The 15,414-nt window shown below is 32.4% G+C and carries 8 protein-coding genes; 5 read left to right on the top strand and 3 right to left on the bottom strand.

Going from position 1 to position 15,414, the window contains the following annotated elements; all coding sequences use genetic code 11:
- Nucleotides 1-76 precede the first annotated feature (76 nt).
- From LG45_RS14930 to LG45_RS14920, 3 genes are all read left to right on the top strand, one after another.
- Nucleotides 77-1,204 carry a histidine kinase gene (locus tag LG45_RS14930; protein ID WP_035128646.1) on the top strand — a complete coding sequence of 376 codons (1,128 nt, stop codon included), beginning with the start codon at nucleotides 77-79 and terminating at the stop codon, nucleotides 1,202-1,204.
- Between the two features lies 1 nt (nucleotide 1,205).
- On the top strand, nucleotides 1,206-2,924 hold the full coding sequence (locus LG45_RS14925; protein WP_035128644.1) for a sensor histidine kinase: 1,719 nt from the start codon (nucleotides 1,206-1,208) through the stop codon (nucleotides 2,922-2,924).
- Nucleotides 2,925-3,018: 94 nt separating this feature from the next.
- The gene (locus LG45_RS14920) at nucleotides 3,019-3,366 is read left to right on the top strand and encodes a hypothetical protein (RefSeq protein ID WP_035128642.1); all 348 of its coding nucleotides are present in this window, start codon (nucleotides 3,019-3,021) and stop codon (nucleotides 3,364-3,366) included.
- On the opposite strand, the gene LG45_RS14915 is transcribed toward LG45_RS14920, so the two are convergent.
- Nucleotides 3,363-4,790, bottom strand: a complete 1,428-nt coding sequence (locus tag LG45_RS14915) for an L-serine ammonia-lyase (protein ID WP_035128640.1) — start codon at nucleotides 4,788-4,790, stop codon at nucleotides 3,363-3,365. The genes LG45_RS14920 and LG45_RS14915 overlap by 4 nt on opposite strands.
- Before the next feature lie 239 nt (nucleotides 4,791-5,029).
- Here LG45_RS14915 and LG45_RS14910 point away from each other — a divergent pair, with 239 nt between their 5' ends.
- Nucleotides 5,030-5,929, top strand: a complete 900-nt coding sequence (locus LG45_RS14910) for an EamA family transporter (RefSeq protein ID WP_035128638.1) — start codon at nucleotides 5,030-5,032, stop codon at nucleotides 5,927-5,929.
- Here the strand turns inward: LG45_RS14910 and tamL are convergent.
- Both tamL and LG45_RS14900 read right to left on the bottom strand, forming a co-directional pair.
- Nucleotides 5,926-8,217 (bottom strand): translocation and assembly module lipoprotein TamL, encoded by a 2,292-nt coding sequence (gene tamL, locus LG45_RS14905; RefSeq protein WP_035129160.1) that lies wholly within the window; start codon nucleotides 8,215-8,217, stop codon nucleotides 5,926-5,928. The genes LG45_RS14910 and tamL overlap by 4 nt on opposite strands.
- A complete protein-coding gene (locus LG45_RS14900; protein ID WP_035129158.1) occupies nucleotides 8,210-13,198 on the bottom strand; it encodes a translocation/assembly module TamB domain-containing protein in 4,989 nt (1,662 codons plus the stop codon). Before LG45_RS14900 ends, tamL begins: the two co-directional genes overlap by 8 nt.
- A gap of 321 nt (nucleotides 13,199-13,519) precedes the next feature.
- Here LG45_RS14900 and dnaK point away from each other — a divergent pair, with 321 nt between their 5' ends.
- On the top strand, nucleotides 13,520-15,397 hold the full coding sequence (gene dnaK, locus LG45_RS14895; protein WP_035128636.1) for a molecular chaperone DnaK: 1,878 nt from the start codon (nucleotides 13,520-13,522) through the stop codon (nucleotides 15,395-15,397).
- The last annotated feature ends 17 nt before the right edge of the window (nucleotides 15,398-15,414 follow it).

Here is a 15,414-nt window from a genome sequence, read left to right as displayed (position 1 = left end):
GGATTTTTGAAATCTGTGAAAATCATTTTAATCTGTGGCAAATTATAATAGATTATTTCGTTGAAAACAGTGAAACATGGAACAAGAAAAACAAAATAACGCCCTGCATTTCCTTGATTTAATTCAGAAATCACGTAAAGGAAAATTCAAAATTTACATTGGTATGAGTGCTGGTGTGGGTAAAACGTTTCGTATGTTGCAGGAAGCTCACACGCTTTTAAAAAACGGAATTGACATTAAAATTGGCTATATCGAAACTCATTTTCGTAAGGAAACACACGAATTGCTTGATGGTTTGCCAATAATTCCAAGAAGAAGTATTTTCTACAAAGGAAAAAATCTGGAGGAAATGGATGTGCAGGCGATCATCAATTTGCGTCCGGAAGTTGTGATTGTGGATGAATTGGCGCACACCAACATTGAAGGAAGTAAAAATGAAAAGCGTTGGCAAGATGTTCTGGAAATTCTTGAAGCTGGAATTAACGTAATTTCTGCGGTGAACATTCAGCATATTGAGAGTTTGAACGAAGATGTCAAACGTATTACAGGAGTTGATGTTCAAGAACGAGTTCCAGATAATGTGTTGCGATTGGCGGACGAAGTTGTAAATATCGATTTGACTTCAGAGGATTTAATTTCGCGTCTGAAAGAAGGAAAAATTTATACACAGGATAAAATCCAAACCGCGTTAGCTAATTTTTTTAAAGCGGATCAAATTCTGCAATTGCGGGAACTGGCATTGAAAGAAGTTGCGAGTCAAGTGGTTCGAAAAGTAGAAAATGAAGTTCCGAAAAACCTTGCTTTAAAACACGAAAAACTATTGGCATGTATTAGTAGTAATGATAAAACAGCCAAAATTGTAATCAGAAAAGCTGCGCGATTAGCCAGTTATTACAACGGAAGTTGGTACGTTTTGTATGTAGAAACTCCAAAGGAAAGTCCGAATAAAATTGCATTAGACAAACAACGTCATTTAATTAATAATTTCAAATTGGCCACACAACTAGGTGCCGAAGTTATTAAAATTGAAAGTTCAAATATCACCGATGCAATGCTGAAAATCGTCGAGCAAAAAAACATCACAACCGTTTGTATTGGAAAACCGCATTTCAATTTATTTAAAGTAATTTTGTCTACCACTATTTTTAGACGACTATTGAATAGTTTGTCGAAATCGAGTGTTGACTTAGTAATTCTCTCTTAAAATGAAAATTAAAACCAAATTAAATCTCAGTGTTGGATTATTATTTACTTTAATAATTATCCTATCCTTGGTTAGTGCTTTTTATGTTTTTTCGATTAAAAAAGACACCGAAAACATCTTGAAAGCCAACTATATAACTTTGGAATACTCAAGAAATATGCTTTCTTCTTTGGATGAAATTTCTAAAGATGAACCAAAAGCCATTCTTCTTTTTGAAACCAATTTAAAGAAACAATTGGAGAATATTACCGAAATTGGCGAAGATAAAGTGACTTACAATCTTCAGAAAAACTTTCAATTATTAGAAAAAAATACTTCAGATGAAACTATAAAAGGCAAAATTAGGCAAGACATTTTTGAGATTATGAAACTCAATATGAATGCCATAAAAGTTAAGAGTGATATCGCAAAACACACAGCCGAAACTGCCAATTTATGGATTGCAATTGTTGGAACTTTATGTTTTTTAATTGCTTTTAATTTGTTAGTTAATTTGCCAAATAATATTGCTAATCCGATAAAGGAATTGACGGAAAGCATCAAGCAAATTGCTAATCGAAATTACTCCGAACGGGTTCATTTTCGGGATCATAATGAATATGGAGATTTGGCAAAATCATTTAATTCGATGGCAGAAAAATTGGAGGAATATTCTAATAGTAGTTTGCACAAATTGACATTCGAAAAGAAACGTTTAGAAACCTTGATTAACAATATGCACGATCCAATTATTGGTTTGGACAATCAGGGAATCATACTGTTTGTAAATGATGAAGCCTTGAAAATCATCGGATTAAAGCAAGATGAAGTTATTGGTCAATTGGCTACAACATTAGCACTGAAAAATGATTTGATGAAGTCGCTAATCATAAACGAATTAGAAAGTCCAAAAGCACATCCGATGAAGATTTTTGCTGATGGAAAGGAAAGTTATTTCGAAAAAGAAAATGTAAACATCACTATAAAACCTACCGGAGAAGACCAATTAATTGATATTGGAAATGTAATCATACTGAGAAATATTACCATTTTCAAAGAATTGGATTTTGCAAAAACAAATTTTATTGCAACTGTTTCACACGAATTGAAAACACCAATTTCTTCCATCAAAATGAGTTTGCAATTGCTTGAAAATACTTCAACTGGAACTATAAATGATGACCAAAAGCAACTGATTGACAGCATTAAAGAAGATAGTCAGCGTCTATTGAAAATTACTGGAGAATTATTAGAATTATCTCAAGTTGAAACTGGAAACATTCAGCTGAATATAGAAAAAAGTAGTCCGAATGATATTGCAAAATATGCTATTGAAGCTGTAAAAGTTCAAGCTGAGCAAAAACAGATTGAAGTTGTTTTGGAATTTGAAAATAAGCTGTCAGAAGTAAAAGCAGATAGCGAAAAATCATCATGGGTTTTGATTAATTTCTTGACAAATGCTATTCGTTATTCCTCGGAAGATAGTATTGTAACTGTAAAATTGAAACAAGAGAATAATCAGATTGTTTTTCAAGTTACTGATAAAGGAAAAGGAATTGATAAGCGGTACCAGTCGAAAGTTTTTGACAAATATTTCCAAATTCCAGGAAGTCATAAATCGGGAACTGGATTGGGTTTAGCTATTTCTAAAGAGTTTATAGAAGCTCAGGGTGGAACTATCGGTGTTGAAAGTGAATTGGGCTTAGGAAGTACTTTTTATTTTAAATTGGGAATGGTTTAAAGTTGGATTTTTGATACATTAATTAGGAATTATGTAACATTAAAAATAATGATTTAGAATAACTTTATCTTTCAATAATTTAAACATTTAGGTCATGGAAGATAACGATTTAGGTTCTAAAAAAATGAACAACAAGCAAAGCAATAGCAATATTATATCGGAATTGAACCAGGAAAATCAGTCAGATTCTTTAATGAAATCTGAGATGGAAACCGATAAAAATGGAGTTACAAAAATTGTACAAAGAGCAAGAAATACAGATCATGATGAACAAAATTGTGAACCTGAAACTAATAAGACTTTAAGCACAAAACCAAGTACTGCAAAAGAAGAAGTTGGTAAAGTAATGCTTGAAAACAGAGATAAGAATTTCGATATTACCAAAAAAAGGTATCCCAATTCAAGTCCAGAAAATCAAGACGATCCAAAAGAGAAGAATTAGCAATCAGCCATATTTACTGCTATTGCAAGACCGCCTTCAGAAGTTTCTTTGTATTTAGAATTCATATCTTGTGCTGTTTTCCACATGGTATTGACTACTTTATCCAAAGGAACTTTTGCGTTTTTTGCATCGGTTTCCATGGCCAGTTCCGCTGCATTTATTGCTTTTATTGCACCCATCGTATTTCTTTCGATACACGGAATTTGAACCAAACCACCAATAGGATCACAAGTTAAACCAAGATGATGCTCCATGGCAATTTCGGCTGCCATTTGTACTTGATCTGGAGTTCCGCCCATAACTTCGCATAGTGCGGCTGCTGCCATAGCTGATGAAACGCCAATTTCTGCTTGACATCCGCCCATTGCTGCAGAAATCGTAGAACCTTTTTTGAAAATACTTCCAATTTCGCCAGCAACCATCAAGAATTGTTTGATTTCTTTTTCGCCAGCATCGTGGTTTTCAATTACTAAATAATACATTAAAACGGCTGGAATAACACCAGCACTTCCGTTGGTTGGCGCTGTTACAACTCTTCCTAAAGCGGCATTTACTTCGTTTACAGCTAAAGCAAAACAGGAAACCCATTTTAATATTTGACGGAATTTAACTTCGGTTTTTCTAATACATTCTAACCATTCTTGAGGATTGTTATAGTTGGATAAACCAATCAAACCCTGATGCATGTCAAACGCTCTTCTTCGCACATTTAATCCACCTGGAAGTATGCCTTCTGAATGACAACCGATGTACATGCATTCTAACATGGTGTTCCAAATTCGCATTAATTCATGATCGATTTCTGCTTCAGTTCGCATTGATTTTTCATTCTCATATACAATTTCAGAAATAGATTTTTTTTCTGAATTACAATAGTTTAAAAGTTCTTCAGCGTTTTGAATTGGAAAAGGAAACGCACATTTTATTTCTAATTTTTTCTTGGCATTGACACGTTCTTCTTTCACCACAAATCCGCCACCGATAGAGTAGAAGGTAGTTTGGTATTCTTTATCGTCTAATAAAAAAGCGGTAAAAGTCAAACCGTTGGCATGAAAAGGCAGGAAATTTTTGTTGAAAACAATGTCTTGTAAAAAGTAAAACGGAACCACAATTTCGTTACCCAAATTGATTTCGTTTTTATTTTCGATATTTTTTATAATTCCATCAATATCTTGCACAGGAATATATTCTGGATCTTGTCCAGACAAACCTAACATTACAGCCAAATCGGTTGCGTGTCCTTTTCCTGTTAACGAAAGTGAACCATACAAATCGACTTTGATTCGGGTTACGTTTTGAAGAATGTTTTCTGTTCTTAATTCCGATAAAAATCGTTCGGCTGCACGCCAAGGTCCAAGTGTGTGTGAACTCGATGGTCCAACACCAATTTTTAACATATCAAAAACCGAGATGCATTCTTCCATAAAATGAAAAGTTTAGTTTATGAAGCAAATATAAGCTAAACAATTATTGAATTTTCATTATTTTAATGTTAAACTGATTTTTGTTTATTTTAAAATTGTATTTTCTGTCAAATATTTAAAATAAGAACTTGATTTCCAGAATTTTTTGGTAAATCTGATATAAATTAATTCCTAATTAAATGTTATAATGGATTAATTTTAGATGGGTATTGCTGTACTTTTGCAGCAAATTTTACAGCGTGCAAATCAATAAATATTATGCTTCGGCATTAACAGCTTTTGTTATTTGGGGTTTCTTTAGTTTGGCTTTGAAACCATTACATATTTATCCATCATTGGATATTCTTTTCTATAGAATCTTTTTTGCAACTGTTATTTTGCTTGTAATCAATCTTTTATTCAGAAAATCGATTGTAAAAAATGATTTAGCAACGTTCAGAAAGTTGGAATCAAAACTCAAATATCGTTTTTTATTTCTAACTGTTTTAGGCGGATTTCTATTAATTTTCAATTGGTTTTTATTCATTTATGCAGTGAATCATGTCAGTTTAAAATCTGCTTCGTTTGCTTATTTAATTTGTCCTATTGTTACTACTATTTTGGCTTACTTTATTTTGAAAGAAAAATTGAGCAATTGGCAATGGTTTTCGGTTGCTTTGTGTGTTGTAAGTTGTGGTATTTTATCTTACGGAAATTTGGCTGAATTAGCTTATAGTTTGGTTATTGCTTTTTCATTTGCATTGTATTTAATCAGTCAACGAAAGAATATAGTCTTTGATAAATTTCTGATTTTGACCTTTCAAATGGTTATTGCGTCGTTAGTAATTTTGCCTTTTTTTCCATCGTATTCAGCAGCAATTCCAACAGAATCATTGTTTTATATCTTGTTGATGGTGATCGTTGTTTTGTTTACAATAATTCCGTTATATCTTAATTTGTATGCCTTGAAAGGGATGAATTCTTCGGCAGTAGGAATTTTGATGTACACCAATCCATTACTGAATTTTGTACTAGCAATTTTCTATTTTCATGAAGAAATTACGTTTAACCAAATTATATCGTATTCGTTAATATTACTTTCGATAGTTATTTTTAACGAACGATTTCTATTTAGAAAATCAGAAATAAAACCGGTTTAAAACGGATAACCAATTGCTAAGTTAAAGACCAAATTTTCTTTTCTCCACGAGCCACTTCCAAGGTTTACTTGGTCTAAAACCCATCGTTGTCCATCGGGTAAATACGGTTTTCTTATTGGAAATGCTAAATCTGTTCGAAGGACTAAAAAGTCAAAGTCAAATCGTAATCCAGCACCAACGCCAACGGCTAATTCATTTAAAAAATCACTTGAAAATTTCGATCCAGCTTTATCTGGATTAGTATTCATAAGCCAAATATTTCCTGCATCGACAAATAAAGCTCCGTCGACAAAACTGTAAATGTTACCTCGATATTCCGTATTTAATTCTAGTTTTAAATCACCAGATTGATCGGCTAAAAAAGTTGAAGTATCTTCTTGTCTAAAAGTTCCTGGTCCGAGCGAACGTGCTTGAAACGCTCTGATACTGTTTGTTCCACCAATAAAAAATTGCTTGATGAAAGGCATTTCTTCTGAGTTTCCATAAGCATAACCAGCGCCAACAATGAATCTGCTTGCTATTTGAGACTTTTTACCTAATTTATAGTAATGTCTAAAATCACTTTCTACTTTTAGAAATTGACTAAATGGAACTCCAAAAACTTTGGTTGTATCACCATTTTTGATATTTGAACCTGATAATAATCCGACTAAATTTCCAGATAAATCGATGGAAGCTCTATAATAAAACGTATTTTTCTTTCTTTTTTGAGCTGTATTGGTATAAGTATAACTGTAAGTTGGACCGAATATTAATTGTTTTTCGATTACTTTTTCTAATGATGGATTGTCAACAATTTGCGATCGGTATAATGAAGTAACATTTTGCGGACTTGCATACGTGATTTCGGTAACGTTTAATTGATGTTCTTTTCGAGCGTTTTCTTTCCACAAATAACCAAACGAACCTTTTAATGTTTGAAGTGAATACAATTGCGTTCGGTTCTGAAATTCGTATCCCAAAGTGGCTTTCGTTTTTGGAACAAATCCACTCGATGATTTTAATTTGAATGGTGAAATAAGTCTTGGCCAAATTAGATTGGTTTCCATTCCAAATCGATACACATTGAAACCATTATTTTGCCCAGAAACCTGAACTTCAATTCCACCAAAAGCAGTTATTGTAAGTAATTCTGCGCCACGAAACGTATTTCTGTTACTCCAGTTAACGTTCAATTCTGTTCCAGTATAATTGGCTGAGTTGGTTTTCGCCAAAACTTCTACGCGAATTGATTTTCTTGGTAACGGTGTTAAATAATAGTAGGTGTCTAAATAATTTCCTGTCGTATCGGCCACTTTAAATTGATTTTTTACAAATTTAAAAGTTCCTAAATTCACCAATCGATTTAAAGATAAATTATGATCGGTTCGATTGTATAAATCGCCTTTTCTAAAATATAAGGAACGGTCAAAAATTCTTGGTTTGAATAAATTTTCTTTATCAATTATAGTGAAATCTCTGTATCTCACAACCGATGAATCTGTTGCAATGCTTAAACTATCGGCGTTTACAGAATAATTTGGATAAACAATTATGTTATTGATTCGGTATTGTTTTGTAGCAATTTGTGGAGTTTCGTCTTTAATTTTCAGAATTAAATCTACCTGATAATCGGCGACTGTGCTATCAACTTGAACCTTTAAATAATCGGCATTGAAATAGAAAAATCCTTTCTCTTTTAATCGAGTATCAATTCTTTCGCGTTCTGCCTTAATAACATTTAAACTGTAAGGTTGCCCAACTTTCAACAAGCTTCTGCGTTGTGTTCGATTTATTGCTTTCGCCAATTCAGTAGAATCTGTTGGAAATTGAATTGATTTAATTTTATATTGTTTACCTGGTTTTACAACATATTTTACTCTAGCTTTTTTACCAGATTTGGTAGAATCTGCCTCAGTTTTTGTATTAAAGTAACCGTTGTTTTCAGAAAAATTTTGCAATACGCTTCTGTTGTATTCCATATCTACTTGACTAAACAAAACTAGTGGTTCGCCAACAGTAAATTTTAGCCAATGCCAAAATCCTTTTTCTTTGGTAACTTCTCCTGCCAGATTGTGAAAGAATAATTTTGGACGCATTCCTAAAAACGTTTTGTTGGGTTTTGGTCGCACCAAATCAGCTAATTGCGATTTCAATTCTTTACGTTGTTTTTTGGAAATAGCTGTATCTTCAACTTTTACTTTTGCACCAACATAAAGCAATTCACCTTCGGGCAAACTTCTAGTTCCGCTGCATGAAACTATAAAAACTACTATAAAAAATAGTCCAATTAGTCTTAAATTAGTCATCCGATTTCTTTTTATTTTCTTTCTTCTTTTTAGCTTTAGCTTTTTGTTCTTTACTCTTGCTAAACAATTCACGAAATTTGTTGTAATCGATAGTTAAGATAAAGGCAACTCCAGTTTCTACAACCTGTCCTTGCAAAGCAACTTGGTATTTGTTTACTCGATAAGCACGAACTTTATAACGACCATCTTTGGTAATTTGATAATCTAATGAAACGTCGCCTGCAATAGTATTAGCCTCTTGATTGGCTTGTTGTGTGCCTTCGAGTCCAAAACTACTTCCAACGGTAACTTTTAATCTATCGTTTAATAATTTTTTCGAAATTCCAACATTCAAATCGGTTTTATTTTCCTTTTGACCTGTTGTATAATCTTCTGTAGATTCGATATCAAAATTTATTTCAACACCCGAAATTAAATCGCCAGCAAAATTGTTAAGTTGTTGCGACAATATTTTACTTGCACTATCTCTAGCCAATCCAGAAGCTGTTGTGCCACCACTTTCGCTCGAAAACGGATTTTCACCAACAAATCGATTAAGTAATAACAAAGCAAAAACTTGCTTGTTTAATTCATCGGGTTGTTGTCTTAATTGCGCTAATTTGGCTTGAGTTGTAGTAATTACATCGGCAGAAACGTTATTGTTTCCATCGGGTAAAACAATATCAAAAGTAATAACTGGTTTTAGTAATTCGCCGTTTAATTTTAGTTCAGTTTCAAATGGAATTCGTTCTTTATAAGTGTTTCTTTCTTCTGGCGTCATATCACCCAATTGATCGTTTACCAAGTCAATTGGCGCAGTTTCCGATTTGTAAATGGCAGTAATATTCATATCAGCCATTGTTGGCTCGCCGGTCCAAAGAATGTAACTTCCTTTTTTGATGTCGAATTTTCGTTTGATTAAATTAAAATTCATTTCATATGAACCTTCGGTAAATTCATATCGTCCAGTTAAAGTTGTTTTTCCAGAAGGATCGATGCCACCATTCAATTCAGCTTCACCTTTTAATTTTAAGAAATCTCCATTCGATTTATCAATAATTATAGATATTTCGGCATCTTTATCAATTTCAATATTTACCGATGCCAAAATGCCTTTTATTTCGGTCTGACTTAATTCGTCGTCAAACTCCACTTTGGTAATTAATTGCGGTTGATCTTGGTCAATAAATTCAACAATTCCTTCTCTGTCGGCGATTGAAGGATCAGATTGTGGTAAAACTACAGTGAATTTGGTGTCTTTGTTTATTTTTATATCACCTTCAACTACAGGACTTTCCATCGTTCCTTTTATCGTCAAATGGTTGTCTAAATAGAGTTCGCCATAATATAAATCGTTGTCTTTAGCTTTAGAATTGATAGCTTTAAAATTTTCAGCATCTACTTTTAAATCGAATCCAACGTTGGTTATATTTTGACTATTTATTGTTCCGTTGATGGTTAAATCATTATTTTTTTCATCTTTTATAATGAAATTATCTAAGGAAATTAAGTTCTCAGTAAAAGTAATATTGTCGTTCATTGACTTGAACTTGGCATTCAATTGTTTTACTTTAAATCCAACTTCATTAAATTTTAAATCACCAATAATTTTAGGGCTTTCGGCTGTTCCAGTAATTTTTAAATCGCCGTTTAAAAAACCGGTACTTTCGGTAATGTTCCCAAAACTAAAACCTTGAATACTTTTTACATTTAGTTTTTGAATGTCTAAATTCAAGTCGAAACTGCTAGTTGAAGTCTTGTAATTTCCATCCAAATTTACTTGATTGTCAAACCCAGTAATTTCCACAATAGCGTTGTAAGTATTGGCAATCTGATTATCAACTTTAACTTTTAAATTTCCAACCGTATCTTTTTGAAACGTAAAATTATCAATCGTTAAATCGGATGTGAATTTTACCGATTGCATTAAATCTTTCAACTGTGCATTTCCATTGATTTTTCCGCCAATTTGCAAATTACTTTTTTGTGCAATATTGGTTATAGTTTCTATTTCAAAATCTTTAAAATCAATTGCTAAAGGTGAATTTGGTTGTGTTGATTCGGATTGAATTTTAATCGAATTTCCATCTTTATTCAACTCAAAATTGTTGGCGTAAATTCCGTTTTTGCCTATTCGAATTAAATTTTCTTCGGATAAATTCCATTTTTCGTAATTCAGAATTAGATTGGTTGGATTCAAATTGATATCGGAGTTTCCGTTTTCCGATTTTAAAGTTCCAACAATTAAATAACGTTCTTTGTTTTTCAAATCCTTTAATTGTACCGAATAATCGACAATATTATTTTCTACTTTTCCAGTAATATTGGTGAAAGGCAATTGAAAACTTGCATTTTGAATATCATCTACAACCAAACTGTAAATCAAAGCATTATCTTTCGTGTCCACTTTTAAAATCGCACCAGAAATAGTATTTGTTCCATAAACTAATTTTGGAATCGAACCATTTACAATTATCGAATCGTTAACCGAATTGTATCTTCCAGAAAGCGCAATTGGCGACAAACTCTTTAATTCTGGGATAAATTTCAACAGAATTGGATTGTCTTTTACATCAATTTTAAAAGCAAATTGTTGGTCTTTAACTTGATTATTTTTAGAATTAGAATTGATGTTGTAATATTTGGATATCGAATTTTGTAATGCTGTTGCAATTTTAGAAAGTTGGTATTTTCCATTAATATCTGCGTTCATAAACTGCGATTTCACTAATAATGTGTTCTTTTGAGCAGTTGAAGTTGCAATAATGTTTATCGAATCTAAAACAAATTGTTCCTTTTCATTGGCGATTATAAAATTGTTTGCGCTTACTTTTCCATTCAAATAATCCAAATCAGCCGATTGAATATCTGCGTCAATTTCGCCTCTCAATTTTAACGCACCAGCGTGAAGATTAAGTTTTCGTAAATCGGCGATATCAACATTTAATTTCAATTTTCCAGATGGATATTTACCTCTAAAACTTCCATCAGAAATCATAGTAAAAGTTAAATTTGGATCGTTAGCGTTGGCTTTTATATTGAATAATCCGTTGTTTATTTTTCCTTTTAATTTCAAATTGGTATAAACGTAATCATTGAAATCAGCTTTCAAAATGGTTCCATCAACAGTTGCATTTGCCGTTTTCGGATTCAATCCAGAACCTTTTACATTGGCTTTTAAAGATATTTTTCCGATAGAATCATTCTTTATCAACTTTCCTAAATCGAAATTATCTAGCTCGGTTTGGGCATTATATTTTTCGTAATCTTTTCTTCTTTGATCAAATGTGGCTTTGATTTTGGCATTTCCAAAACTGCTGACCAATTTTAAATCGGTTGCAAAATTGTTGATTGTTCCTTTAAAAGTTCCTTTTGTATTGAAATTTGCAGGCAATTGAATGCTACTCGGAATCGTTCCTTTTGGTACAAATTGCGCCACATCTTTCGAACTCGATTCTAAATTTTTTATGTTCAAATCGAAATACGCTTTCTTCATATCTGGAAAACCTACAATTTTACCGCTAGCCTTAATTTTGGTACTTCCAATTCCTGAAACTTCTAAATTTGGAAATGAAATATTATTTAGCTTACCAGAAATAACTGAATTTATAGACACAATCGCATTCGGGTTTGTATCAAACGGACTTATATTTTCTAATGTTGGTGCGAATAATAAAATGTCTTTAAAACCAATCTTGCTGTTTTTTAAATTGGCTTTCACACTCATTTCACCAAGATTTTCTTGAATACTTTGCACAGAAGCATAGCCTACAATTACTTCATCTTTTAGCGATGTTTGTAGCGTTTTTAAATTTAGATTTTTTAGCGAAACGCCATTGTTATTGTAATTAAAATCGGTTTTTAAGGCTTGAATGTTTAATCCGCTTTTGTCTTTTACGGTTAGCGAATTTATTTTTCCCGAAGTATTTTGCTCACTGTAATCAATATTTTCAGCATTTAGATTAAAATTTTGAATGTCTAAATGTTTGTAATCAACACCTTTATTTGTAGCAACAGAGCTTGCATCATCAAATTTAAAATCGACTTTTTTCAAATCGGCTTTTTTTACTTTTATTTTCCAGTTTGAAGAAGATGGAGTAGAAGCAACCTCGTTTTGATTTATAATTTTTTCAATTTTCCCTAGTTCTAAAGTACCTTTTGTATTGGATAATTCTAGAGTTTCAATATCAATTAATTCTTTTTTCAAATCAATAGAATTGAAAGCTACATTTAGTTTTTCAAGGTTGATTTTAGTATTTAATTTTGAAGCTTCATTTTCATAAACGACATCAATTTTAGACAAATCGACTTTGCCTAATTTTAAATTTAAATTAGTTTCGGATGATTTTTTGGAAGTATCTTTTTTAGTTTTTGCCGAAGCAATTCCTTGTTTCAATTTCAGTTTTAGTCCGTCGATTTTAGCTTTTGGAATATCGAATTCCATTTTGTTTAAATCGAGCGTTTTTATTCTAGTATCAAAGTGATTTAGGTTTACCGAAATATCATTTTTGGAAGTCGCATCGGAGTACTTGAATTTTACTTTATCGATATTTATTTTATCGATAGAAAATTCCATAGGCTGCGAATTATCTTCTGGTTTTGGTGGTGATGCGAATGCTTTGATGATATAATCAAAGTTAAATGTTGCGTTTTCATCACGAGAAATTTTCGCAGTAATATCTTGTAAATCAACCGAATTAATTTCGATTTTATTATTCAATAATTGGAATAAACTAATATCAACAGCTAATTTTTTTCCAGCAAGAAGTGTGTCTTTTTGTTGGTCTTCAAAATAGAAACCTTCAAGAATTACTTTCTTAGGAAGTCCGATTTCTATTCTATCAATAGCAACTTTTGTATTAATTTTTCCTTCTAAATAAGTTACGGCTTTGTTTTTAGCAAAATTTTGAACCGCAGGAATTTGAAGTGCAAGAACTAGTAGTAGGAATAAAGTTAAAAATGAACCAATAATCCACAGAAAAACCTTCAAAGTTTTCTTCAAGATTTTTTTAAGTCGATTCTGTTTATTGGTTTGCAAGTTACAAAGGTATAGTTAGTCTTACAAAGGTGCGAAAATGTTGTAGGATAAAGTTATATAATTAGTGTTAAATATTATAGAATTTTGATATATCAAATTTGAGAAGACATTTAATAGGTCACTATTTTCGAATAGTAATTCAATGTTTTGTGTCAGTTTGTCATATGAATAACTGTCAGTTACCTTTAAAACTGACAATTTATTGCGTTTTTTGTTGTGGCACAATCATTGCTTTTTGACAGACAAGTTTAAAAAAGAATTTTCTAAAATTAATTAAATATAAAAATGGGAAAAATTATTGGAATTGATTTAGGTACAACGAACTCTTGCGTTTCTGTAATGGAAGGACAAGAAGCAGTAGTAATCCCTAACTCAGAAGGAAAAAGAACAACTCCATCGATCATTGCATTTGTTGAAGGTGGCGAAATTAAAGTGGGTGATCCAGCAAAAAGACAAGCTGTGACTAACCCAACTAAAACGGTTGCATCTATCAAACGTTTTATGGGACATACTTTTTCTGAAACTACAGAAGAAGCGAAAAGAGTACCTTACACTGTAGTAAAAGGTGACAACAATACGCCTCGAGTTGATATCGATGGTCGTTTATATACAGCACAAGAATTGTCAGCAATGACTCTTCAAAAAATGAAAAAAACTGCTGAAGACTATTTAGGTCAAACAGTTACAGAAGCAGTTATTACTGTTCCTGCTTACTTTAACGATGCGCAACGTCAAGCTACAAAAGAAGCTGGAGAAATTGCAGGTCTTAAAGTAATGAGAATTATCAATGAGCCAACTGCTGCGGCATTAGCTTATGGATTAGACAAAAAAGGAACTGATCAAAAAATTGCAGTTTACGATTTAGGTGGTGGTACTTTTGATATTTCTATCCTTGAATTAGGTGACGGAGTTTTTGAAGTATTGTCTACAAACGGTGATACGCACTTAGGTGGAGACGATTTTGACCAAACAATCATTGACTGGTTGGCAGATGAATTTAAAGCTGAAGAAGGAATTGACTTGAGATTAGATCCAATGTCATTACAAAGAATTAAAGAAGCTGCTGAAAAAGCTAAAATTGAACTATCATCTTCTGCGGAAACTGAAATCAATTTACCTTACGTAACAGCTACTGCTTCAGGACCAAAACACTTAGTGAAAAAATTGTCTCGTTCTAAATTTGAACAATTATCTGACTCTTTAGTAAAACGTTCTATGGAACCAGTTGCTAAAGCGTTAAAAGATGCAGGTTTATCTACATCAGATATTGACGAAGTTATCCTTGTTGGTGGTTCTACAAGAATGCCAAGAATTGCTGACGAAGTGGAGAAATTCTTTGGTAAAAAAGCATCTAAAGGTGTTAACCCTGATGAAGTTGTTGCAATTGGAGCAGCTATTCAAGGTGGAGTTTTATCTGGAGATGTAAAAGATGTATTGTTACTTGACGTTACACCTTTATCTTTAGGTATCGAAACAATGGGTGGAGTTATGACAGTTTTGATTGAATCAAATACTACAATTCCAACTAAAAAATCACAAGTATTCTCTACTGCAGCAGATTCTCAACCAACAGTTGAAATTCACGTTTTACAAGGTGCAAGAGCAATGGCTGTTGATAATAAAACAATTGGTCGTTTCCATTTAGATGGTATTCCACCAGCGCCAAGAGGAGTTCCACAAATTGAAGTAACTTTTGATATTGATGCTAATGGTATCATCAAAGTTTCTGCAACTGATAAAGGAACTGGAAAATCTCACGATATTCGTATCGAAGCTTCTTCTGGTTTAACAGCTGAAGAAATCGAAAAAATGAAAAAAGATGCTGAAGCAAATGCTGATGCTGACAAAATCGCAAGAGAAAGAGCTGAAAAAATTAACGAAGCTGATAGTTTGATTTTCCAAACAGAATCTCAGTTAAAAGAATTAGGTGACAAAATTTCTGACGAGCACAAAACAGGTATCGAGTATGCATTAACTGAATTAAGAATGGCTCACCAATCGCAAGATGTTGAAGCTATCCAAAAAGGTTTAGACAATGTAAACGCTGCTTGGAAAACTGCTACAGAAGCTATGTATGCTCAAGGTGAAGCTGGACAAGCTCAACCACAAGCTGACGCTCAAGGTGATACTACACAGGACGTAGAATTTGAAGAAGTGAAATAATTTTTTCAAATAAATAT

The sequence above is a fragment of the Flavobacterium aquatile LMG 4008 = ATCC 11947 genome, from assembly GCF_000757385.1.
Classification (GTDB): Bacteria; Bacteroidota; Bacteroidia; order Flavobacteriales; family Flavobacteriaceae; genus Flavobacterium; species Flavobacterium aquatile.
This window is presented reverse-complemented; position numbering and strand designations above follow the sequence as displayed.